The organism is Brachybacterium halotolerans (assembly GCF_016623465.1).
GTDB classification, from domain to species: domain Bacteria; phylum Actinomycetota; class Actinomycetes; order Actinomycetales; family Dermabacteraceae; genus Brachybacterium; species Brachybacterium halotolerans.
The window spans coordinates 478,963-499,752 of sequence record NZ_JAEDAJ010000002.1; the positions used below are offsets into that span (position 1 = coordinate 478,963).

At 71.9% G+C, this 20,790-nt stretch carries 18 protein-coding genes; 14 read left to right on the forward strand and 4 right to left on the reverse strand.

Features of this window, described 5'->3' with window-relative positions; genetic code table 11:
• Nucleotides 1–76: 76 nt before the first annotated feature.
• The 6 genes from I8D64_RS06265 (at nt 77) to I8D64_RS06290 (ending at nt 5,472) form a co-directional block, all read left to right on the forward strand.
• Entirely contained in the window at nt 77–940 is an 864-nt protein-coding gene (locus I8D64_RS06265; protein WP_200501638.1) for an SMP-30/gluconolactonase/LRE family protein, read from the forward strand.
• 61 nt (nt 941–1,001) lie between these two features.
• The gene (locus tag I8D64_RS06270; RefSeq protein ID WP_200501639.1) at nt 1,002–2,177 is read left to right on the forward strand and encodes a hypothetical protein; all 1,176 of its coding nucleotides are present in this window, start codon (nt 1,002–1,004) and stop codon (nt 2,175–2,177) included.
• Nucleotides 2,174–3,259 carry a Sir2 family NAD-dependent protein deacetylase gene (locus I8D64_RS06275; RefSeq protein WP_200501640.1) on the forward strand — a complete coding sequence of 362 codons (1,086 nt, stop codon included), beginning with the start codon at nt 2,174–2,176 and terminating at the stop codon, nt 3,257–3,259. The genes I8D64_RS06270 and I8D64_RS06275 overlap by 4 nt, the downstream gene beginning before the upstream one ends.
• Before the next feature lie 13 nt (nt 3,260–3,272).
• Nucleotides 3,273–3,698, forward strand: coding sequence for a VOC family protein (locus tag I8D64_RS06280; protein WP_200501641.1), 426 nt, complete (start codon nt 3,273–3,275; stop codon nt 3,696–3,698).
• Nucleotides 3,695–4,477 carry a sugar phosphate isomerase/epimerase family protein gene (locus I8D64_RS06285; RefSeq protein ID WP_200501642.1) on the forward strand — a complete coding sequence of 261 codons (783 nt, stop codon included), beginning with the start codon at nt 3,695–3,697 and terminating at the stop codon, nt 4,475–4,477. The genes I8D64_RS06280 and I8D64_RS06285 overlap by 4 nt, the downstream gene beginning before the upstream one ends.
• Nucleotides 4,474–5,472, forward strand: coding sequence for a hydroxyacid dehydrogenase (locus I8D64_RS06290; protein WP_200501643.1), 999 nt, complete (start codon nt 4,474–4,476; stop codon nt 5,470–5,472). The genes I8D64_RS06285 and I8D64_RS06290 overlap by 4 nt, the downstream gene beginning before the upstream one ends.
• A 23-nt stretch (nt 5,473–5,495) precedes the next feature.
• Here the strand turns inward: I8D64_RS06290 and I8D64_RS06295 are convergent, their stop codons facing one another.
• A complete protein-coding gene (locus I8D64_RS06295; protein WP_200501644.1) occupies nt 5,496–7,847 on the reverse strand; it encodes a glycoside hydrolase family 3 C-terminal domain-containing protein in 2,352 nt (783 codons plus the stop codon).
• A gap of 204 nt (nt 7,848–8,051) precedes the next feature.
• On the opposite strand from I8D64_RS06295, the gene I8D64_RS06300 reads away from it, so the two are divergent.
• The gene (locus I8D64_RS06300) at nt 8,052–9,479 is read left to right on the forward strand and encodes an APC family permease (protein WP_200501645.1); all 1,428 of its coding nucleotides are present in this window, start codon (nt 8,052–8,054) and stop codon (nt 9,477–9,479) included.
• Here the strand turns inward: I8D64_RS06300 and I8D64_RS06305 are convergent.
• A complete protein-coding gene (locus I8D64_RS06305) occupies nt 9,391–10,242 on the reverse strand; it encodes a TIM barrel protein (RefSeq protein WP_200501646.1) in 852 nt (283 codons plus the stop codon). The genes I8D64_RS06300 and I8D64_RS06305 overlap by 89 nt on opposite strands.
• Nucleotides 10,243–10,527: 285 nt before the next feature.
• Here I8D64_RS06305 and I8D64_RS06310 point away from each other — a divergent pair, with 285 nt between their 5' ends.
• The 4 genes from I8D64_RS06310 to I8D64_RS06325 are packed head-to-tail and all read left to right on the forward strand — an operon-like array spanning nt 10,528 to nt 14,356.
• Complete coding sequence (locus I8D64_RS06310) at nt 10,528–11,832, forward strand: extracellular solute-binding protein (RefSeq protein ID WP_200501647.1); 1,305 nt, start codon at nt 10,528–10,530, stop codon at nt 11,830–11,832.
• 10 nt (nt 11,833–11,842) lie between these two features.
• The gene (locus tag I8D64_RS06315; RefSeq protein ID WP_200501648.1) at nt 11,843–12,799 is read left to right on the forward strand and encodes a carbohydrate ABC transporter permease; all 957 of its coding nucleotides are present in this window, start codon (nt 11,843–11,845) and stop codon (nt 12,797–12,799) included.
• The gene (locus tag I8D64_RS06320; protein WP_200501649.1) at nt 12,789–13,724 is read left to right on the forward strand and encodes a carbohydrate ABC transporter permease; all 936 of its coding nucleotides are present in this window, start codon (nt 12,789–12,791) and stop codon (nt 13,722–13,724) included. The genes I8D64_RS06315 and I8D64_RS06320 overlap by 11 nt, the downstream gene beginning before the upstream one ends.
• Entirely contained in the window at nt 13,721–14,356 is a 636-nt protein-coding gene (locus tag I8D64_RS06325; protein ID WP_200501650.1) for a hypothetical protein, read from the forward strand. The genes I8D64_RS06320 and I8D64_RS06325 overlap by 4 nt, the downstream gene beginning before the upstream one ends.
• 42 nt (nt 14,357–14,398) lie before the next feature.
• Here the strand turns inward: I8D64_RS06325 and I8D64_RS06330 are convergent, their stop codons facing one another.
• On the reverse strand, nt 14,399–15,373 hold the full coding sequence (locus I8D64_RS06330; RefSeq protein ID WP_246482766.1) for an alpha/beta hydrolase: 975 nt from the start codon (nt 15,371–15,373) through the stop codon (nt 14,399–14,401).
• Between the two features lie 201 nt (nt 15,374–15,574).
• Complete coding sequence (locus tag I8D64_RS06335; protein WP_200501652.1) at nt 15,575–16,555, reverse strand: dienelactone hydrolase family protein; 981 nt, start codon at nt 16,553–16,555, stop codon at nt 15,575–15,577.
• Nucleotides 16,556–16,752: 197 nt separating this feature from the next.
• Between I8D64_RS06335 and I8D64_RS06340 the strand changes: the two genes are divergently transcribed.
• The 3 genes from I8D64_RS06340 to rhaI all read left to right on the forward strand — a co-directional run bounded on the left by I8D64_RS06340 (nt 16,753) and on the right by rhaI (nt 20,781).
• Entirely contained in the window at nt 16,753–18,093 is a 1,341-nt protein-coding gene (locus tag I8D64_RS06340) for an MFS transporter (protein WP_200501653.1), read from the forward strand.
• 43 nt (nt 18,094–18,136) lie between these two features.
• A complete protein-coding gene (locus I8D64_RS06345; RefSeq protein ID WP_246482767.1) occupies nt 18,137–19,489 on the forward strand; it encodes an MFS transporter in 1,353 nt (450 codons plus the stop codon).
• 113 nt (nt 19,490–19,602) lie between these two features.
• Nucleotides 19,603–20,781: an L-rhamnose isomerase gene (gene rhaI, locus I8D64_RS06350; RefSeq protein ID WP_200501654.1), complete on the forward strand. Its 1,179-nt coding sequence runs from the start codon at nt 19,603–19,605 to the stop codon at nt 20,779–20,781.
• The last annotated feature ends 9 nt before the right edge of the window (nt 20,782–20,790 follow it).

The window sequence follows — 20,790 nt, forward strand, 5'->3', positions numbered from 1 at the left end:
TCGGCGCCGCGCATCCTCCGCGGCGCCTCCTCACGCCCGGTAGCGTGGGCGGCGACCGCCGCAGCCAGGAGGACCCATGCACGCAGCCCGCCTCACCGATTCCCTCTGCTACCACGGCGAGGGCCCGATCTGGTCGGCGAGCTGGGGCGAGGGCGGGGCGCTGCGCTTCGTCGACATGCTCGCCGGGTCCTTCCTCGAGCTCGACCCCGCGAGCGGTGGCATCACCCGCACCGAGGTGCCGAGCCCCGTGGTCGCCTGCGTGCGCCCGCGTCGCGGCGGCGGCGCCGTGCTCGCCCTCGAGAAGGGATTCGGCCTCCAGGAACCCGACGGCACGATCACCGCCCTGCCCGCGCTGTGGGACGAGCCCGTGCGGATGAACGAGGGGGCCGTCGCGCCCGACGGCACCTTCTGGTGCGGCTCCATGGCCTACGACCGCACCGAGGGAGCGGCCTCGATGTGGCGGCTCGGCACCGACGGCACGGCGATCCGGGCATGGGGCGACGTCACGATCTCCAACGGGCTGGCGATGTCCCCCGACCACGCGCACGGGTACTACGTGGACACCCCCACCGGCCGCGTCGACGTCCTGGACTGGGACGAGACCGCGGGGTTCGTGGGCCGACGCACCTTCCGCGACCTGGGCGACGAGGACGGCCACCCCGACGGCCTCACGGTCGACGCCGAGGGCCGCGTGTGGGTCGCGATGAACGGCGCCGGCAGGGCCCTGTGCCTCGAGTCCGACGGCACCGTGGCCGAGCGCGTCGAGGTGGACGCCCGCCAGGTCACCGCCTGCACCTTCGGCGGCGAGGGCCTCACGACCCTGTACCTCACCACCAGCAGGGAGAACCTGCCCGAGGGCGAGGACCCCGCCGCGGGCTCCCTGTTCGCGGTCGCGCCGGGCGTCAGCGGCATCGCCGAGGAGCTGGTGTTCGGTGGGTGAGGGCGTGATGCCACCGTCGGCCGATCACGAGCGCGGGACTACGGCCCCGTCAGTGCCATCCATGTCCGACGCCGAGGTCGCCACCGCGCTCACCCGCGGCCCGCGAGGACTGCGGACGCTGCTCGAGTTCGCGCTGCGCAGCGAGCGTGCGGTGCAGCCCCATCCCCGCAAGATCGGTCGGCTCGACAAACGTGTGTACGACGCGGCCATGCGGCGCGAGGACAGCGTCCCCCACGCGTACGTCCGCAGACTCCCGTTCCTCCGCTCCACGCTGGCACCCCTGCCGCCCGAGCCATCCCTCGAGGAGATCGCCGCCCTCATCGAGGCCCTCCCCCTGCTCGATCCCCTCGAGGACGTGCTCCGCTCGTGCGTCGCCGATGCGGTGACGACCGCGCGCTACTGGCAGGGAATGGCCGGTGAGGACGTGCTCGCCTCGACGCCCCCGGTGAGCCGGTCCCTCGAGAGGGTCGGGGAGCACCTCTCGCGCTCCCCACTCGTACACTCCTGGTTCTCGGGCATCGCCACGGATCATCAGCAGCGAATCACGTGGGACGAGGAGGAGCCCACCACGATGCATGACGGTCTCGGCTACGAGGCCAACGCACTGCGTGACCTGCTGGAGCAGCGCCAGGAGTGGCGTGCCGACGCCCGTACCGGCGGCACCAGCACCTGGTGGACCACCCCGCACTTCCGCATCGAGGGCACCGCGGGGGTGTTCGCCGATGGGGTCCCGATCCACCTGTGGCTCGTCGAGGACGACTTCGGATACGACCGCGCCCATGCGCAGCCCCTCGAAGGCACGCGCGGGCGACGGTTCGTGGAGATCCGTTCGGAGCAGGACTGGACCGACCTCTGCCGCGAGCATCCCGTCGTCCCCATGCAGGATCCGGGCGGGAACTGGCACGCGTGCACGGGCGCCGACGGCCCGTGGGTGATGCCGGACTGGGCATCGGTCGCGCGCACGGCGGACGGGGTCCATCTGAGCCTCGGTGCCTATCTCGATCTCGCAGGACGACCGCTCGAGGTGAGGGGCATCGAGGCGCCTCCCACGCTTCGGAGCGGGCGCGATGCTCCCCGCACTGCGCTGTCCATCGTCGCCGGCTGGCACCCGGACACGACATACTGGCTGCACGAGGCGCCGCGCCCCGCGGGTCAGCCCGAGGCCTGGCATCGAATCGATGTCGACGGCGCGCCCGGTGAGCTCTCGTGGACGCGAGATCGAGGTGCACGAGGGTGACCGGCCGCCTCGATCCGACACGCACAGGAGCTCCCGACCCGGGTTCTGCAGGGCGTGCAGGCCCCGCCGCGGACGTCGGGCGCTGGTTCTCGACGGGCGCGCAGACCGCGAGCGTCGGTGCGCCCGACAGCCCGAACGCTCCCTCGCCGAACGCACCTCGCACCCACGCCCGCGACCATCCCTGGGGCCCCGCGGATCCCTCGCTCTACGGCCGGCTGAGCACTCCCGAGGAGGTGCTCGGAGCGCTCGACGTGCTGCGGGGCGGCCCGGTCACCGTGCTGACTGGGGCGGGACTGTCCACGGAGTCGGGGCTTCCCGACTATCGCGGTCCGCGCGCGGTGCCGCGCACGCCGATGACCTACCAGGAGTTCGTCCGCTCCGATCTGTCGCGGCGCCGGTACTGGGCGCGCTCGACGGTCGGCTGGACCCAGTTCGGCGCCGCCCGGCCGAACCGCGGGCACCGCCTGCTCGCCGCGCTCGCCGCGCCCCTCGAGATCAGAGGCGTGATCACCCAGAACGTGGACCGGCTGCACGAGGAGGCAGGCTCGAACCCCGTCGTCGACCTGCACGGGCGCCTCGACGTGGTGCGCTGCCTGGACTGCGACGCGACCGTCTCCCGCGACTCCCTGCACTCGCGCCTGCTGGGGATGAACCCCGACATCGCCGCGCGCCTCGAGGACCTCGCCCGGGACGCCGCCCAGGCGCCCGACGGCGACGCCGAGGTCGACCGCACGAGCCGGTTCCGCTACCCGCCGTGCGCTCTGTGCGGCGGGATGCTGAAGCCCGACGTGGTGTTCTTCGGGGAGAGCGCGCGGCGCGAGATGGTGGCCGACGCCTTCGCGCTGCTCGAGCGCTCGCGCGCCCTGCTCGTGCTCGGCTCGAGCCTCACCGTCATGTCGGGTCTGCGATTCGCCCGCCAGGCCCTCGCCGACGGCAAGCCCGTGGTGATCGTCAACGACGGCCCGACCCGGGCCGACGACCGCGCGACCGTGCGCGTCCACGGCCGCGTCGGCGATGTGCTGGGCGCCTGGGCGCTGGAGCTCGGCGTACGGGATCACCCCGGGCGTCATCGGAGCCGATGAGACCATGACGCCCATGCACGATCTCTCGTCCGCGCCGCTTCGCATCGCCCGTCCGACCGGCGATCTGGGCGCCGCAGAGCGCTTCTGGGTCGACGGCGTCGGGCTCGAGGTCCAGTGGCGCACGGACGCTTCGGCCGAGGGTGGGCATCGTCTGACCATGGTCGGTCCCGCCGGGGGAAGCTGGCATCTCGAGCTCGTGGACGATCCGCAGTGCGCGGCCGAGGCGCATCCCACCGACGAGGATCTGCTCGTCGTCTATCTCGGCGAGCCGGCGTCGGACGCGTGGATCTCCCGCATCGAGAGCGCCGGCGGAGTCCGCGTCGCCGCCCGCAACCCCTATTGGGACACGTTAGGCGTGACCCTGCGCGACCCCGACGGATACCTGTTCGTTCTCTGCTGCCGGGACTGGGACCCGGCGGAAAGGACCGGCGCACGATGATCCGTCCCGGCCTCTGCTCCATCACCTTCCGCGACCTGACGGCCGAGCAGCTGATCGACCTCGCCCGACGCGCCGGCCTCGCCTGCATCGAATGGGGCGGCGACGTGCACGCCCCTCCCGGGGACACGGAGACCGCCGAGCGCGTCCGCCTCCTCACCGAACAGGCGGGACTGTCCGTCGCGTCCTATGGCTCCTACCTGCGGTTCACCGGCGACAACGCCTCACATCGCGCTGACGCGGACGCGGTGCTCGCCTCCGCCCGCGCCCTGCATGCCCCGCGGATCCGGGTGTGGGCGGGCGGCACGGGCTCCCGTCGGACCCCGACGCCGCTGCGGGCACAGGCCGCCCGGCGCATCCGCGAATTCGCGACGCGCGCGGGCGAGCACGGGATCGACCTCGGCCTCGAGTTCCACCGCGGGACGCTCACCGACGAGATCGGGTCGACCATGCGCCTGCTCGACGAGGTCGCCGCGGACAACGTGCGCACCTACTGGCAGCCGCACCAGGACATGCCGGACGACGACGCCCTGCAGACGCTGCGCACCGCGCTGCCGCGCACGTCCACCATCCACGTGTTCTCGTGGTGGCCCGGCGCCTCGCGCCTGCCGCTCGCGGAGCGTGCCGACCTGTGGTGCGCAGCGTTCTCGATCCTCGAGGCCGAGGGCTCGGACCGCGACGCCCTGCTCGAGTTCGTCCCGAACGATGACCCCGCGGTGCTCGACCGCGAGGCGGCGACGCTCCGCGAGCTGATCGAGGACGGACGGGCGAGCACCCCATGAAAGTCCTGCTCGCGATGCCCGATGGGCTGCAGCACCGCATGTTCGACCGCGACCAGCTGGCGCGCCTCGCCGCGCTCGCGGACGTCGACGTCGACGTCGAGCGCACCGCACCCGACCTCTCCGCCCTCGACGATGCCGAACTCGCTGCCGTCGACGTGCTCCTCACCGGTTGGGGCTCGCCGCTCGTCGACGCGGCGGCTCTCGGGCGCATGCCGCGGCTGCGCGCGATCGTGCACACCGCCGGCACCATCCGCTTCGTCGTCTCCGAGGCCGTGTGGGAGCACGGCGACATCGTCGTCACCTCCGCGACCGAGGCGAACGCGGTGCCCGTCGCCGAGTTCGCGCTCGCGCAGATCCTTCTGGCCGGCAAGCGCACGCTGGCGCAGGCGGCCCGGCATCGGGAGGTGCGCGATCGGCGCCGGGAGCCTCCGGTGAGCGAGCGCGTGGGGAACTTCCGTTCCGTCGTGGGCCTCGTCGGCGCCTCGCGCATCGGCCGCCTCGTCGCCGAGCATCTGCGTCGCTTCGACCTCGAGGTGCTCATCAGCGACCCCATCGTGAGCACCGAGGGGATCGCGGCGCTGGGCGGACGCAAGGTCGAGCTCGAGGAGCTGTTCGCGCGCAGCGACGTGGTGAGCCTCCACGCCCCGGACGTCCCCTCCACCCAGGGCATGGTCACGGCGCGGCTTCTCGCCTCGATGCCCGAGGGGGCGACGTTCCTGAACACGGCGCGGCCCGCCCTCGTGGATCGCGACGCGCTGCGCGCCGAGCTGCTCAGCGGACGGATCAGCGCCGTGCTCGACGTCGACGACGACCTCCCGCCCGACGACCCGCTGTGGGATGTGCCGACGGTGCTGATCACCCCGCACATCGCCGGTTCGCAGGGCAACGAGCTGGGCCGCATGGGCGAGTCCGCGCTCGAGGAGGTGCGCCGCCTCGCTGCGCGCGAGCCGCCGCGATTCCCCGTGGACCCGCGGCGGCTCTCTGTCAGCGCCTGAGAGTGCTCATTCGCTGGCCGTGCTCAGCCCCTGTTCACGCGGTCGAGCATCTCCTGGAGCTGCTCGCGGCCGAACCCGCCGAGGCCGGTGAAGCGGCCGACGGGGATCTGCTCGGCCATCTTCAGCATCTCGGGGTCCGCGAACAGCCCGCTGTCGCCGAGCAGCGAGCCGAGCGCCTCCTCACCGCCGGGAAGCGCACGAATCTCGAGCGGCGTCGAGGTCATCGTCATCACCGGGCGGGGCTCGTCGCCCGCGATCTCGACGTCGGCCGACGCGCCCAGATCCCTGCTCGAGGCGCCCACCTCGACGCGGTAGGTGCCGCTCTCGACGACCCAGCTGCCGGCCGCGGGGCTCCAGTACTGCAGGTCCTCCGCGGGAACCGAGATCCCCACGCGCCGGGACTCACCGGGCGCGAGCTCGACCTCGGCGAAGCCCTTGAGCTCGCGCGGGGCGCGGGTCACGCGGGAGCCCGGCACGGAGACGTAGGCCTGGACGATCTCGCGGCCCGCGCGGTCGCCGGTGTTCTCGACCGTCACCTCGAGGTCGATGCCGCCCCGGGCCGAGGCGGTCACCGCCAGATCGCTCTGCGCGAAGGTCGTGAAGCTGAGGCCGTGGCCGAAGGGATAGGCGACCTCCGCGTCCACGGCGTCGAAGCCGCGGTATCCCACGAACAGGCCCTCGCCGTAGCGCACGTGCGAGTCCTCGCCCGGGAAATGCAGGTACGAGGGGGTGTCCTGGAGGCGCAGAGGGATCGTCTCGGCGAGGCGGCCCGAGGGGTTCGCACGGCCGAAGAGGATGTCGGCCGTGGCCTCGCCGCCGCCCTGGCCCAGCAGCCAGCCCTCGAGCAGGGCGTTGACGCCGCGCAGCGCCTCGGGCAGGCGCACCACGGAGCCGTTCGAGAGGACCACGACCACTCGCTCGGCGACCTCGCGGACCCCCTCGAGGAGCTGCAGCTGGTCTGCGGGCAGCTCGATGTCGGTGCGGTCGAAGCCCTCGGACTCGACGTCCTCCCCGAGCCCAAGGAAGAGCACGGCGGTGCGGGCGCCGCGCGCGAGCTCGACGGCCTCGGCGCGCAGGGCTTCGGGGCTCGGGGCAGCGTCCGTCTCCCCGTCGGCCGCGCCCGGGACGAAGCCGCGGGCGAAGGGCACGTCCTCGCCGGCGATCGCCCGGATCGCACCGAGCGCGTCGGTGAGCCGGGTCGGGTTCACATGCGAGGAGCCGGCTCCCTGGTAGCGCGGGGTCTGCGCGAAGTCGCCGATGACCACGAGTCCCTCGGCGTCGGACGCGGTGCCCGCGCCGGTTCCCTCACCTGCGCCGTCCCCGGGCTCGGCGAGGGGCAGCGTGCCGTCGTTCTCGAGGAGGACGAGCGCGCGGCGGGCCGCCTCGACGGCGATGCGATGGTGCGCCTCGGCGTCGTAGGCCGCGTCGGGGTCGGCCGCTGCGAGCCCGCGGCGCAGCAGGGCGACGGCCTTCCCCGCGGCGCGGTCCAGGGCCTCCTGGTCCACGTCCCCGCGCGCGACGGCCTCGCGCAGGTCCTGCTCGCCGAAGGGGTCGGCGGGCATCTGCAGGTCGAGGCCCGCCTGCACGGAGGCGGGTCGGTCCTCGACAGCTCCCCAGTCGGAGACCACGAGTCCCTCGAAGCCCCACTGCTCGCGCAGGATCTCGGTGAGCAGGCGGCGGTTCCGGGCGACCGGGGTGCCGTCCACGCTGTTGTAGGAGCACATGACGGTCCACGGCTGGGCCCGCGTGACCACCGTGCGGAAGGCGCGCAGGTAGATCTCGTGCATGGTGCGCTCGTCCACGTCGACGTCCACGCGCATGCGGTCGGTCTCCTGGTTGTTCAGCGCGAAGTGCTTGACCGAGGTGCCGACTCCGCGCTGCTGCATGCCGTCCACGAAGGCGGTCGCGAGCTCGCCCGCCAGGTGCGGGTCCTCGGAGAAGTACTCGAAGTTGCGTCCGCACAGCGGCGAGCGCTTGATGTTCATGCCCGGGCCCAGCACCACGGAGACGCCGCCGGCGAGGGCCTCCTCGGCGATCGCGCCGGCGACGGCGGCCGCGCTCGAGCGGCTCCAGGTCGAGGCGAGGCCGACGGCGGGCGGGAAGCAGGTGGCCTCGACGGAGTCGTTGAGGCCCAGGTTGTCGGCCGCGCCGGACTGCTGGCGCAGTCCGTGCGGTCCGTCGCTCACCTGGATCTGCCCGAGCCCCAGGGACGGGGCGGCGTGGAGGTGCCAGAAGTCGGCGCCGCCGGTCAGGGCGATCTTCTCCTCCTGGCTGAGCGCGGAGACGTCGGCCGAGGGGTCGGCAGACCCGGCGGAGGGGTTCCTCCGGGGGCCGGAGGGTGTGCTCTGGGGGTCGGAGGGGGTTCTCTGGGTCATGGCGGTCCTTCCTGCGGCGGGACGACGCGGGCCGACGGCGCGCTGCGCGGCTCCTGCGGATCGTGGTGATCGCACAGTACGTCCTGCGGGCTCGTCGGACCCTGAGCACTCGTAGCATGGCCGGACTCGTCGTCCCCGACCCGTGCCCCGCGCCCGACCCGGACCTCGACCCCGATCCCGTCCTCGACTCCCCCGGAGGCCACCTTGGCTGAACTGAAGAAGTCCCTCGGCCTGCCCTCGCTGATCGCCCTCGGCGTCGCCGGGGTCGTCGGCTCCAGCTGGATCTACACGTCGTCCTCGTTCTTCGCGGACCTCGGTGCGGGCGGCATGATCATCGGCCTGCTGATCGGCGCGGCCCTCGCCGCCTGCGTGGCCCTCGCCTACGGCGAGATGACCAGCGCCGTGCCCCGCGCGGGCGGCGAGGTCGTGTGGGGGTACACCTCGCTCGGACGCTCGGCGGGCTTCGCGACCGGGTGGTTCCACATCGGCGCCTACATCTCCTCCCTCGCCTTCTACGTCACCGCGTTCGGGACGCTGCTGGCGAAGTACGTCCCGGCGATGGACGCGATCCCCCTGTACTCGGTGGGCGGCGCGCCCGTGACGCTTCCGGTGCTGGCCGCCGGTCTCGCCCTGACCCTGGTGATCTTCGGGCTCAACTGGTTCGGGGTCTCGCTCGGCGCGCAGATCCAGGTGGGGCTGTTCGGGGCGATGCTGCTGATCGGCGCGGCGCTCGTGATCGGCGCCCTGGTGGTCGGGTCCCCCGCGAACCTGTGGCCGATGTGGACCTCGGAGCAGCCGCCGGTCGCCTCGACCCTGCGGATGGTGGTCCCCGGCATCACCTACGTGGTCGGCTTCTCCCTGGTGGCCGTGCTCGCCGAGGAGTCGAGCCTGTCCCCGCGTCGTGTGGGCCGTGCGGTCGTCGCCACGGTCGGCTGCGCCGCCGTGTTCTACACCGCGGTGCTGCTCGCGACGGCGTACGTGGGCCCGTGGGAGGACGTCGCCGGCATGGACCTCGGGACGATCGACGCCTTCACTGCGGCCGGGCTGCCGCTGCTGGGGCTCGGTGCGTTCCTCATCGCCGTGCTGGGGCTGATCACGAGCTTCCTGGGGCTTTTCGTCGCCTCCAGCCGTGTAGTGCTCGCGCTCGCCCGCTCGCGTCTGCTCCCCCACGGCCTCGCGAAGGTCGACGAGCGCTCGGGCGTGCCGCGTCGGGCGCTGCTGTTCATCCTCGTGGTCACCGTGGCGCTCGGCCTGCTGGGTCCGGGCGCGATCATCTGGTTCCTCGATGCCGGCGGCGTGTTCCTGGGCGTCGTGTGGTTCCTGGTGGTCCTCGCGAAATATCGGCTGCCGCGCGTCTACCCGGGCCTCGACCGCACCTATCGGGCCCGGCCCGCCTTCCTCCCGGCCGTCGGCGCGCTCGGCGCGGTCCTGGTCATCGCCTTCACCCTGGTGCCCGTGCCGGGTGTGGAGATGTCCCTGCAGTGGCCTCAGGAGTACCTGATCCTCATCACGTGGGTGGTGCTCGGCGCGGTCCTGTTCGTCCTCACTCCGCGCCCGAAGGACCCGGAGCAGGCGTTCGAGGAGATGGTCGGTCCCCTCGCGGGGAGCCTGCGCGGGGCGAAGCGGGGCTGAGGGGATCGGCCGCGCGCACCACGGCGAGGGCGTCCGGGAGCTCCGCGGCGAGGTCGTGCCACGAGCACTCGATCGTCACGTCGGCCGTGCAGCCTCCGCGGCGGAGCGCCTCGAGGAAGTCGGCGATCGGCCAGTCGCCCTGGCCCGGCGGGGTGCGGCCGCTGTCGGCGACGTGGATGTGGCCGACCCGGGGGGCGTGGGCCTCGACCGCGCGCAGGGACTCGCCTTCGTGCTGGACGTGGAAGAGGTCGGCGACGATGCGGACGTGATCGAGACCGTGAGCGTCGAGGAAGCCGGCGGCCTCGACGATCGTGTGGATCAGGTCGGTCTCCTCCCGACGGAGGGGCTCGAGGATGATCTCGAGCCCCCTCTGCTCCGCGAGCCCGTCCGCGAGGCGGAGGGCCTCCGCGAAACGCGCCTCACCCTCCTCGCGCGCGGTGCCGGCTCCGATCGTTCGGGCGGACCCGCTGCCCAGCACCACTTTTGCACCAGGACGGGCGACCGCCGCCACGGCGTCGAGCGCCGTGGCGAGGTACGCACGGATCGCCGACAGCGGCACCGAGGGATCGGAGAGCCGTACGTTCGAGGGCACCAGGACGGCGCACGAGCCGATGGCCTCGACAGGGTCGACCTCCGTGGCCCGCCAGAGCCCGGAGGGCCCCTCGACCACGAGGCCGCCGACCACGGTCGGCTCGAGATAGTCGGCCCCTGCGTGCAGCGCCGTGGACTGCTGGGAGATGTCTGCGATGACTCCGTGGGGCACGAGGACTCCTCGTCGATGGTGCGTGCCGGGACGGATGGATCCTGACACGTCTCAACCTCCGTGGCCAGCACAGCGGGCGAATCCGCCGACCTCGACGCCCGGCGATGACAACACTGTGCAACCGCTTTCCGCCGGTAGTGGGCGTCATCACACTCGTGCGACATCAGCACACCTGCGCGCTGCGCGCGCCGACCCTCACCGGAGCGGGCGGCGGCGTCGCCGCCCGCAGGTCGCACCACATCCTGGACGGCGCGAGGACGCGTCCGTCGCACAGCGAGGAGCCGCATGTCCCTCACCCGCCGCACCCTGCTCGCCGCCTCCGGCGCCGGTGCCGTCGCCCTCGGGGGCGCCGCCTGTGGATCGGGCGGCGCGATGGACCCCTCCGTCCCCCTCGACATCGACGTCGCCGACGCCGACCTCTCCGGGGCCATCGGCCTGCTCACCCCGGACTTCGTGGGCGATGACCGCGCCGTTCTCGACGATGACATCATCGCCCCCTTCACGAAGCGGACCGGGGTCGATGTCTCCGTCGACCAGGTCGACTGGAACAAGCTCAACGAGAAGATCTCCACCGGCATCGCCGGCGGCATCATCGCCGACGTCATCATGACCGGGGTCGGCTGGACCCAGCCCTTCGCCGAGAAGGGCATCTTCGCCGAGATCCCCGCCGACTTCATCGAGGGCCTCGGGTACGACGAGAGCGTGCTCGTGTCCACCCGGTACGACGGCCGGTACTACTCCCTCCCACAGGCCCTGGACCTGCGCTTCATCGGCTTCCATCCCGAGCTGCTCGAGAAGAAGGGCATCGACTCCGCACCCGAGTCCCTCGACGAGCTCGCCCAGGCGGCCGCGGAGCTCACGGGCGACGGCGTGGTGGGCCTGGACTTCCTCTCCGGCAGCGCCGGCAGCGCACGGCAGGCCTTCGTCTTCCTCCTCTACGCCTTCGGCGGCACCATGTTCAGCGACGACGGGCTCGCGCCCAGGCTGCACGAGGAACCCGGGCGGCTCGCCCTGCAGTGGATGCTCGACTGCATGGACACCGGTGCGATCGACTACTCGATCCAGGCCGCGGAGGGACAGCCGTCGCCCTTCCAGCAGAAGAAGGCCGCCATGTCCCTGGTCTCGACCGGAAACTGGCCCACCTGGCAGACCATGACCCCGGAGCTCTGCGAGAAGGGCGCCGTGGGAACGTTCCTGCTGCCCAGCGGCGTCGACGCCGACCCGGTGATGTTCCAGGGCGGCACCTTCATCTCGATCTCGAGCCTGTCGAAGAACAAGGACGCCGCGGCCGGTTTCATGAAGCACATGCTCGAACCCGACATCCTCGGGAAGGCGAGCGCCGCGACCGGCAAGGTGCCGCCCACTCCCGACATCCCCGAGACCGAGGGGATCCGCAGCAATCTGCTGATGGCCTTCGGCCTCGAGAACCTCCCGTACGCGGGGGCGACCGAGGGCGGCTCCGCCGCCTACATGGAGGTCAGGAGCAATCTCGACGGCATCGTCGAGACCTGCCTGACCGGCAGGGCCACGGTCGACCAGACCCTGGCCGACATGAAGAAGCTGTGCGACGGCGCGATCAGCAGGATCTGAGGACCGGACCATGACGACCACCGCCCCCACCGCGGCCACGGGCCGCACGGCCCCCGCCGCGAGCCCGACCGCTCCCGAGCCGCGGCGACACCGCTCCGTGCGCACCGCCGAGAAGCGCTGGGGGCTGCTGCTCGCGGCCCCCGCGACCCTGCACACGCTGATCTGGATCGGAGCGCCGATCGTCGTCGCGATCGTCCTCAGCTTCACCGCGTACGACATCATCCACGCCCCGGAGTTCTCCGGGCTCGAGAACTACGCGACGATCTTCACGGACGGCCTGTTCTGGCTCTCCGTGCTGCACAACGTAATCATCGCCGCCGTCGGGATCCCCATCTCGATGTTCCTCGCGCTCGTGTTCGCCACGATGCTCAACCGGGCCCTGCCGGGCCGCGGCGTGTTCCGCGTGATGATCTTCCTGCCCCACATCACCGCCACGGTCGCCGTCGCGATGATCTGGCTGTGGATCTACAGCCCGTCGCAGAGCGGCCTGATGAACGTGGTGCTCGGTGTGGTGGGGATCAAGCCGCTGCCCTTCCTCACCAATCCCGACCTGGCGCTGGGCAGCGTCATCCTGGTGACGATCTGGCAGGGCATCGGTTTGAAGATGCTGATCTACCTGGCGGCGCTCCAGGGCGTCGACGAGCAGCTGTACGAGGCGGCCGATCTGGACGGCGCGAACTTCGTGCAGAAGTTCTTCCGCATCACCGTGCCGATGCTCAAGCCGGCGACCTTCTTCATCCTGGTCACCTCGCTGATCTCGAACTTCCAGACCTTCGACCTCATCTACATCCTCACCGAGGGCGGTCCCGCGAACTCGACCTCCGTGGTCACCTACCGCATCTACCAGACGGCATTCCAGGAGTTCCGCGTGGGGCTCGCCAACGCCCAGTCGGTGATCCTGCTGCTGATCCTGGTGGTGCTCGCGTTCCTGTCCCGCCGCATCGTCGGAGGCACCGATGACGACTGACCACGCCCCGAGCATCAGCGGCACCGCCCCGTCCGCGACGCGCGCACGGGACCACAGCCTGCGACGGCGCAAGCGCACCTCGAACGCGCTGGTCCTGGCGTTCCTCATCGCCGCCTCGGTGATCATGGCCGCGCCGTTCCTGTGGATGGCGATCTCCTCGATCCGCGACCCCACGGAGCTCGCCCAGGTGCCGATGCCGCTGATCCCGAAGGATCTGCGGCTCGAGAACTACAGCGAGGCGCTGGGCCGGGCGCCGTTCGCGACCTATGCGCGCAACAGCCTGATCCTCGCGACCGCGGCCGCGGCGCTCAACGTGGTCTTCGCGTCCGCTTGCGGATACGCGCTGGCCAAGCTGAGGTTCCGTCTCGCGCCGGCCGTGTTCGGCTGGATGGTCGCGTGCATCATGATCCCGTTCTACGCGACGGTGATCCCGGTCTTCCTCATGGTGCGCCACATGCCGCTGTTCGGCGGGAACACCCTCATGGGCGTGGGCGGTACCGGCTGGATCGACACCTGGTGGGCGCTCATCGTCCCCGGGGCCGTCTCCCCGTTCATGGTGTTCCTCTTCCGCCAGTTCTACGTCTCCACACCCTCGGAGCTCATCGAGGCCGCACGGCTCGACGGGGTGAGCGAGTTCGGGATCTACACGCGGATCATCACCCCGCTGATCCGCCCGGGTCTCCTGACGGTCGCGCTGCTGAGCTTCGAGGCGGGCTGGAACAACTTCCTGTGGCCGCTGCTGGTGACGACCTCCGACAGCCTGCGGGTCATCCAGGTCGGGATCGCCTCCTTCAGGCAGGAGGCCTCGACGGACTGGCACCTGCTGATGGCGGGGACGACGCTCGCGGCGGTGCCGATGATCGTGCTGTTCCTGATCTTCCAGAGGTACTTCGTGCAGGGGTTCGCCGCCTCGGGGATCAAGTGACGTCGGCACCGGCGGACGAGGCCCGGGGACTGCTGCGGTTCTTCGTGGTCCCCGGCGCGCTGATCGCGACGAACTGGGCGGCGCTGCTCGGTGCGCTCACCGTGATCGGCCTGGTGCCGGCGCTGGCGGCGGCGACGCGCACGACGAGCCGCCTGCGTGAGCAGCCCGACGTCGCCTTCCGCTCGACGCTCTCCCGCGCCCTCGGCACCCTGCGGCGGGACGCCCCGACATCGGTGCTCACCGTGCTGATGATCCTCGCGATCGGCTTCGACGCGCTGTTCGTCGCATCCCTTCCCAGCCCGTCCCGGGTGTTCGTGGCGGGGATCCTGATCCCGCCCGCCTGGGCGACGATCGCGTGGATCTCCGCCTACGTCCGGGTGGCGGCCGAGTCCGGGACGGTGAGCTGGTTCGAGGTCGCGCGCGAGGCGATGGGGCTGTGCGTCTCCCGTCCTCTGCGCGCGGCGCTGGCCCCCGCGGCGGTCATCGCGCTGTCTCCGCTCTGGCTGCTGGCGCCGCTCACGATCGCGTGCGGTTTCTCGGTCCCGCCTCTGGTCGTCGGGGCCCTGTGGGGAGCGTGGGGTGCGGACGCTCGAGAGCCGCGGACGCCTGCCCGCGCACACCGCACGAGCTGAGGTGTTCTCAGGGTCCGTTCCGACCCCGGGATCACGCCCGGCTCACAGCTCCCGCATGATCTGGGCCATCCGGTCCATCGACTCCCTCGCCTCGCGCAGGCCCACACGGTTCAGGTGCCCGTGGCTCACGCCGCGGCGCACCACGTGCTCGACGTCGACGTCGGCCTGCGCGAGCTGGTCGGCGTAGGCGCGGGAGCTGACCCGCAGGTCGTCGAACTCGTCGGACTCGATGAACGTGCGGGGCAGGGCCGCGAGGCGCTCGGCGGAGGCGAAGGCGGGGAACACGGCGGCGCCGGCCGCCTCGGGGTCCCCGCCCACGTAGGCCGTGCGCATGATCTGCATCGTCTCCGGCGGGAAGCGCAGCACGGGCGGGGTGACGGAGAGCGCCGCCTCCTCCTCGGCCGTGGGCTCCGGGAGCGAGGCGTGGGCGACGGGGTACATGAGCAGGGAGGCGGCGAGCGGGATGCCCTCCTCGGTGAGGCGCAGGGTCGTGGCCGCCGCGAGGTTCCCTCCCGCGCTCGCTCCGCCCAGGGCGATCCTCAGCGGGTCGGCGCCCAGCTCGTCGGCGCTCTCGCGGGCCCAGTGCACCACGGCGCACACGTCGTCGCCGGGGATCGGGGCGTGCACCCCGCCGCGCGATCCGCCGACGCTGCGGGCGGGGTTCCCGCCCATCTCCGGGGGCTCGTCGCACAGGCGGTAGTCGACGGACACCACGACGGCGTCGGCCCTGCCGGCGACGCCGCGCGCGACCTGATCGGCCTCGGGCATCTCGAGGTCGCCGTGCATGAAGGAGCCGCCGTGGCACCACACCAGCAGCGGGCGCGCCGAGAACGACGGCCCCTGCGGTGTGTACACGCGCACCGGCACGGGACCGTGCGGTCCCGGGATTTCGCGATCGAGCGTCCCGACCGCCCATTCCTCCGCCTCGCCGTAGGGGGCGTCCCACGCCTCACGGACCTCCTCGTCCACCTCCTCCCAACCGGCCGCGTCGCCGAGGTCGCGCATGCGCCGTGCCATATCTCCGTGAGGAGGCTGCGTGGGCGACGGGGAGGGGGTCTCGGACGGTAGGTCGGCGGGCATCAGTGCTCCGATCGGTCGGGGGGAAGCGCTCGCGCAGGCCGACGGACGGGCACCGCTGCGAACCCAGGAGGAGCTCCGATCCTTTCACATCGAGGACTCCGCCCGGGGTCGATGGCGAGGCGGCGGACGGTGCGGGGGTCAGCCCAGCGCGTCCATCAGGAGGTCGACGGACTCCTCCCCCACGAGGCGGTGACCTGCATCGGTGACCACGAGCCGGGCTCCGCGGCCGACGTCGCGGGCACCCTCCCTATCCGCCTCGAGCCGCGCGAACGAGGCCCGGGCGGCGGCGATCGGGAACAGCGGGTCCGCCTCCCCCGCTTCGAGGACCAGGGACCGCGGCGCGACGAGCGCGGCGATCTCGGCCATCTCGAACGCGGGCAGCAGCCCCGGCACGACATTGCACGGGCAGTGGGGGCGCGCGACGATGCTCGCGGCGAAGGACGAGAAGAAGTTCGCGACCAGGGTCGCGCGAAGTCGGGTGTCGAGCGCCGCGAGGAGCAGAGCGACGGCGCCTCCGCCGGAGCCGCCGACGACCCCGACCCGGTCCGCGTCGACATCGGCCCGCGATCGCAGCGCCGAGACCGCGGCCGAGGCGTCCGCGACCCGTGCGCCGAGCACGGGACTGCCGTGCAGGAGATATCGGGCGGCGTCGACCGCGCAGCTGCTCTCGGCAGGGCCGTACGGCGCAGCGCCCGGCGCGGGCGGCGTGCGCCGCTGTCCGAAGGAGATCATCTCCGGCACGAGCACGGCGACGCCCCGGTCGACGAGACGCCGGGCGATCGCCCCGTGGTACGCGTCGCCGTCGCCGACGAGCGCGCGCATCCCCGCCCCGTGCCCGGGGACGAGCACGACGGCCGCTCCGCTCGCATGCCCGGGCGCGGGGCGCTGCAGGAGAGCGGGGAACGGGTCCCTGCCCTCGGGCGCCACCTGCACGGCCGCGGGTTCGCCGGGTGCCTGCGCGTCCGGGCCGGCATCGGGGTCCGGGACCGGCGACGCGGGGCCGACGAGGCGCGCGGCGGGGGCAAGTGCGCCGGGGCCATCGCAGCCGAGCAGGGCGCGGAGGCGGGTGCGTGCGGCCTCGTGCGGATCCTGGGGCGGCGCCTGGTTCGTCTGCGTCATCACCGCCCCATCTTCCCGCCGACGCCCGGTCCCGGGCGCCGCTCGGGGCAGCGCGGCCGCATCCGCTTGACGAATGAATCGTTTCAGTTCTACGGTGTGCATCGCCGGCCCACCACGGCCCCGCCCGCAGCACGGAGATCGCGCCGCGGACCGCACCCCTCGACCGGCCCCGCAGCACGACGAAGGAGTCAGCGCTCATGCCCATCGGCCGACCCAAGCCACTGACCGGCTGGAAGGCGACCGCGGCCGTCTCGATGTCCAACTACATCGATTCCGGCTCGATCATCGCGATCGCCACGTCCCTGGGGTTCTGGGGCGCCGCCTACTTCCCCGACGACAGCGGACGCATCGCCGGGCTGCTCGCCGCCTTCAGCTCGAACGCCTTCGGCGCCGCCGTCGGCGCGCTCATCGGCGGTCCGCTCTGCGACAAGTACGGCCGCAAGTTCATCTACACCTACGACCTGCTGCTGTACGCGGTCGGCGGTCTGATCGCGACGTTCGCGATGAACCTGCCGATGCTCTTCGTCGGCTTCATCGTCATCGGCCTCGCGGTGGGCGCATCGGTGCCCGCGGGCTGGACGTACATCGCGGAGTCCGCGCCGACGCATCAGCGCGGGCGCCACATCGGCGCCACCCAGCTGGCATGGTCCGTCGGCCCGTTCATCGGCTTCGGCCTCGCCGCACTGCTCTCGCCCCTGGGGCTGGTGGGCAGCCGGATCATCTTCGCGCACCTCGTGGTGATCGCCCTGGTCACCTGGTACATCCGGCAGGGTCTCTACGAATCCGAGGCGTGGCAGAAGTCCAAGGGCGGGCAGCAGGCCAAGGCCCCGTCGATCTGGACCTCCCTGCGCGGCCTGTTCAGCCGGAAGGCCAACATCACGGCGCTGCTGTTCCTGGTGGCGATCTACACCTTCTGGAACCAGGCGGCGAGCCAGAACGGGATCTTCCTGCCCACGATCCTGTCGTCGATGGGCTTCGGGACGCTCGCCTCGGACCTCTTCTCGATGCTCACCTGGGCGTTCGTCATCATCGGCACGATCGTGTTCATGGTCTTCGTCGACAAGGTGTCCTACCGCTGGTTCTTCCTCGTCGGCGGGGCGATGGCCGTGGTCTCGTGGGTCGTCCTCGTCTTCGGCCCGTCCACCGCGGCGGCCACGGCCTTCGGGTACGCGATCCTGTGGGGGCTCTCCTCCGGCCCGTCGGCCCAGGCCTTCTACTCGGTGTGGTCCCCCGAGCTGTTCGCGACGCCGTACCGCGCCGGGGCCCAGGGACTGGTCTTCTTCACCGTCCGCGTCGCCTCGGGGATCATCTCGCTGGTCTTCCCCGTGATCCTGATGGGCGCGAACGGTCTGCTCATCGACGGCCTGATCCTCATCGCCTTCCTGCTCGCCTCGACGCTGATCGGCACGATCTTCGCCCCGCGCACCCAGGGCAAGGAGCTGCGCGAGATCGAGATCGAGCGCTACGGCGAGGTCGTGTCGGCCGGGCTGCTCGATGCCGAGGCGGGACGCCCCCGGACGGACGACGAGGGGCGCTGACCATGCACCACGACGACCTCCGTCCGATCCCAGGAGCCCGGTCATGACCACGGACGCCGCGCCCGCGCGCGCTCCCCATCCGTGGCACGTCGCGATCGTCTGCGGCATGGCCTCCTACATCGACGCCGCCGCGATCGTGAGCTCCGGGATCGCGCTGGTGATCTACCAGCAGGCGATCGGCCTGACGAACGGCCAGGTGGGGATCCTCTCCGGGCTGCTCACCTTCTGCATCGCGATCGGCGCGATCACGGGCGGGCGACTGGGCGACCGGCTCGGCCGACGCCACGTCTTCATCGCGACGATGGCGATGGTGGTCCTCGGGGCCGTGCTCCTCGTCCTCGCGGGCACCTTCACCAGCCTGCTGCTGGGCACGGTGCTCGTGGGACTCGGCACCGGCGCCGACCTGCCGGTCTCGCTCGCCACGATCTCCGAGGCCGCGAGCGACGCGAACCGCGGGAAGCTGCTCGGCTTCTCCCAGGTCCTGTGGACCGCGGGCATCCTGGGGACGACGGCCACCTCCGCCGTGGTGGGAGGAATGGGGCACCTGGGCGGGCAGATCATGTTCGCCATGATCGGGGTGATCGCGCTCGTGGTCCTCGCGCTGCGGCTGACGATCCCGGAGTCCCGCTCGTGGCAGGACGCCCACGCCGAGCGCCTCGCCGGGGCCGACACCGTCCGCGCCCAGCGCACCGGCCTGAAGGACCTGCTGACCGAGCGTCTCTATCTCGTGCCCTTCGCCGCGATCCTGGTGTTCTACTCGCTCACCAACATCGGCGCGAACACGGGCGGCCAGTTCGGCACCTGGATCGCGGTGAACGTCGTGGGCGTCTCGGTGCAGCTGAACTCCCTGATCAGCCTGGTGCTGTTCCCCGCCGGGTTCCTGTGGGCGTTCCTGTTCATGCGGATCGTGGACACGCCGCACCGCATGACCTGGTTCCTCGTGGGCGCCGTGGCGCTGGTGGTCTCCTACCTGCTGCCCGCCGTGCTGGGCTTCTCCCTGCCGGTCTGGATCATCATGCAGATCGTCAACGGCTTCGGCGGCGGCTTCGCCTTCGAGGCCATCATGAAGGTCTGGTCCCAGGAGTCCTTCCCCACGCTCATGCGCTCGAGCGCGCAGGGCACCACGATCGCCGTGGCCCGTGTGATCGCGGCCGTCGCCGGCATCCTCACCCCGTCCCTGCTGTACGCGAACCCTCGCGCCTTCTACGCGGGGATCGCCGCGGTGGTGCTGATCGGCGTGGTCGTCGGCCATCTCGTCTTCCGATCCCGCCGCGCGAACCTCTTCGACGTCGAGGCGAAGGACCTCGGCGAGGCGCAGGAGGAGCTGATGGAGCAGGGGCTCCGCGCCGACGCTCCCGCCGGGCCGTCCGCCGGGACCCGCCCCGGGCCGCCCTGACCGCCGCTCCTCCCGCAGGCCCGGAACATCATCCCGATCCATCGTCCCGACCCACCCGCTCGATCCACCCGTTCACCCCACCCGACCGCTCCCCCCGCGAAGGAGACCGCCACATGACGCACCTGACCGCCCTCCCCGACCCGATCGCCCGCGACCTCGCCGACTTCTCGATCGAGGTGCCCAGCTGGGGCTACGGGAACTCCGGCACCCGCTTCAAGGTGTTCACGACGCCCGGCACCCCGCGCGACCCGTACGAGAAGATCGCCGACGCCGCCCAGACGCACGCCTTCACCGGCGCCGCCCCGCGGGTCTCGCTGCACTACCCGTGGGACCGGGTCGAGGACTTCGGGGCACTGGCCGACTACGCCCGCGAGCAGGGCGTCACCGTCGGCATGATCAACTCCAACACCTTCCAGGACGACACCTATAAGTTCGGCTCCCTCACCCACGGCGACACGACCGTGCGCCGCCAGGCGATCGACCACCACCTCGAGTGCATCGACGTCATGCGGGCGACCGGTTCGAAGGAGCTGAAGATCTGGCTGGCCGACGGCACGAACTACGCCGGCCAGGACTCGATCCGGGAGCGCCAGGACCGCCTCGCCGAGTCCCTGCAGGAGGTCTACGGGGGCCTCGCGGACGACGAGCGCCTCGTGCTCGAGTACAAGTTCTTCGAGCCGGCGTTCTACCACACGGACGTCCCGGACTGGGGCACGAGCCTGCTGCACTGCCTCGCCCTCGGCGAGAAGGCGATGGTGGTGCTCGACACCGGCCATCACGCGCCCGGCACCAACATCGAGTTCATCGTGGCCCAGCTGCTGCGCCAGCAGCGCCTGGGCGCCTTCGACTTCAACTCCCGCAACTACGCGGACGACGACCTCATCGTGGGCGCCGCCGATCCGTTCCAGCTGGTGCGGATCCTCTTCGAGATCGTGCAGCAGGGCGCCCACCGGCCGGAGTCGGGCGTGAACTTCATGCTCGACCAGTGCCACAACCTGGAGTCGAAGATCCAGGGCCAGATCCGCTCCGTGATGAACGTGCAGGAGGCCCTGGCCAAGGCGCTGCTCGTGGACCGCGCGGCCCTCGCCGACGCCCAGCGCCGCAACGACGTGCTCGAGGCGAACGGCATCCTCATGGACGCCTTCTGGACCGACGTCCGCCCGGCGCTCGCGGCCTTCCGCGAGGAGCGCGGCCTGCCCGCCGATCCCTTCGCGGCGTTCCGCGCGAGCGGCTACGAGGAGAAGGTCGCCGCCGAGCGCGTGGGCGGCGACCAGATGGGCTGGGGCGCCTGACCCCTCGCC

Coding starts and splice junctions, on each gene's coding strand:
- I8D64_RS06265 (WP_200501638.1), top strand. CDS start 77: ATGCACGCAGCCCGCCTCACCGATTCCCTCTGCTACCACGGCGAGGGC.
- I8D64_RS06270 (WP_200501639.1), top strand. CDS start 1,002: ATGTCCGACGCCGAGGTCGCCACCGCGCTCACCCGCGGCCCGCGAGGA.
- I8D64_RS06280 (WP_200501641.1), top strand. CDS start 3,273: ATGCACGATCTCTCGTCCGCGCCGCTTCGCATCGCCCGTCCGACCGGC.
- I8D64_RS06285 (WP_200501642.1), top strand. CDS start 3,695: ATGATCCGTCCCGGCCTCTGCTCCATCACCTTCCGCGACCTGACGGCC.
- I8D64_RS06290 (WP_200501643.1), top strand. CDS start 4,474: ATGAAAGTCCTGCTCGCGATGCCCGATGGGCTGCAGCACCGCATGTTC.
- I8D64_RS06295 (WP_200501644.1), bottom strand. CDS start 7,847: ATGACCCAGAGAACCCCCTCCGACCCCCAGAGCACACCCTCCGGCCCC.
- I8D64_RS06310 (WP_200501647.1), top strand. CDS start 10,528: ATGTCCCTCACCCGCCGCACCCTGCTCGCCGCCTCCGGCGCCGGTGCC.
- I8D64_RS06315 (WP_200501648.1), top strand. CDS start 11,843: ATGACGACCACCGCCCCCACCGCGGCCACGGGCCGCACGGCCCCCGCC.
- I8D64_RS06320 (WP_200501649.1), top strand. CDS start 12,789: ATGACGACTGACCACGCCCCGAGCATCAGCGGCACCGCCCCGTCCGCG.
- I8D64_RS06330 (WP_246482766.1), bottom strand. CDS start 15,373: ATGGCACGGCGCATGCGCGACCTCGGCGACGCGGCCGGTTGGGAGGAG.
- I8D64_RS06335 (WP_200501652.1), bottom strand. CDS start 16,555: ATGACGCAGACGAACCAGGCGCCGCCCCAGGATCCGCACGAGGCCGCA.
- I8D64_RS06340 (WP_200501653.1), top strand. CDS start 16,753: ATGCCCATCGGCCGACCCAAGCCACTGACCGGCTGGAAGGCGACCGCG.
- I8D64_RS06345 (WP_246482767.1), top strand. CDS start 18,137: ATGACCACGGACGCCGCGCCCGCGCGCGCTCCCCATCCGTGGCACGTC.
- rhaI (WP_200501654.1), top strand. CDS start 19,603: ATGACGCACCTGACCGCCCTCCCCGACCCGATCGCCCGCGACCTCGCC.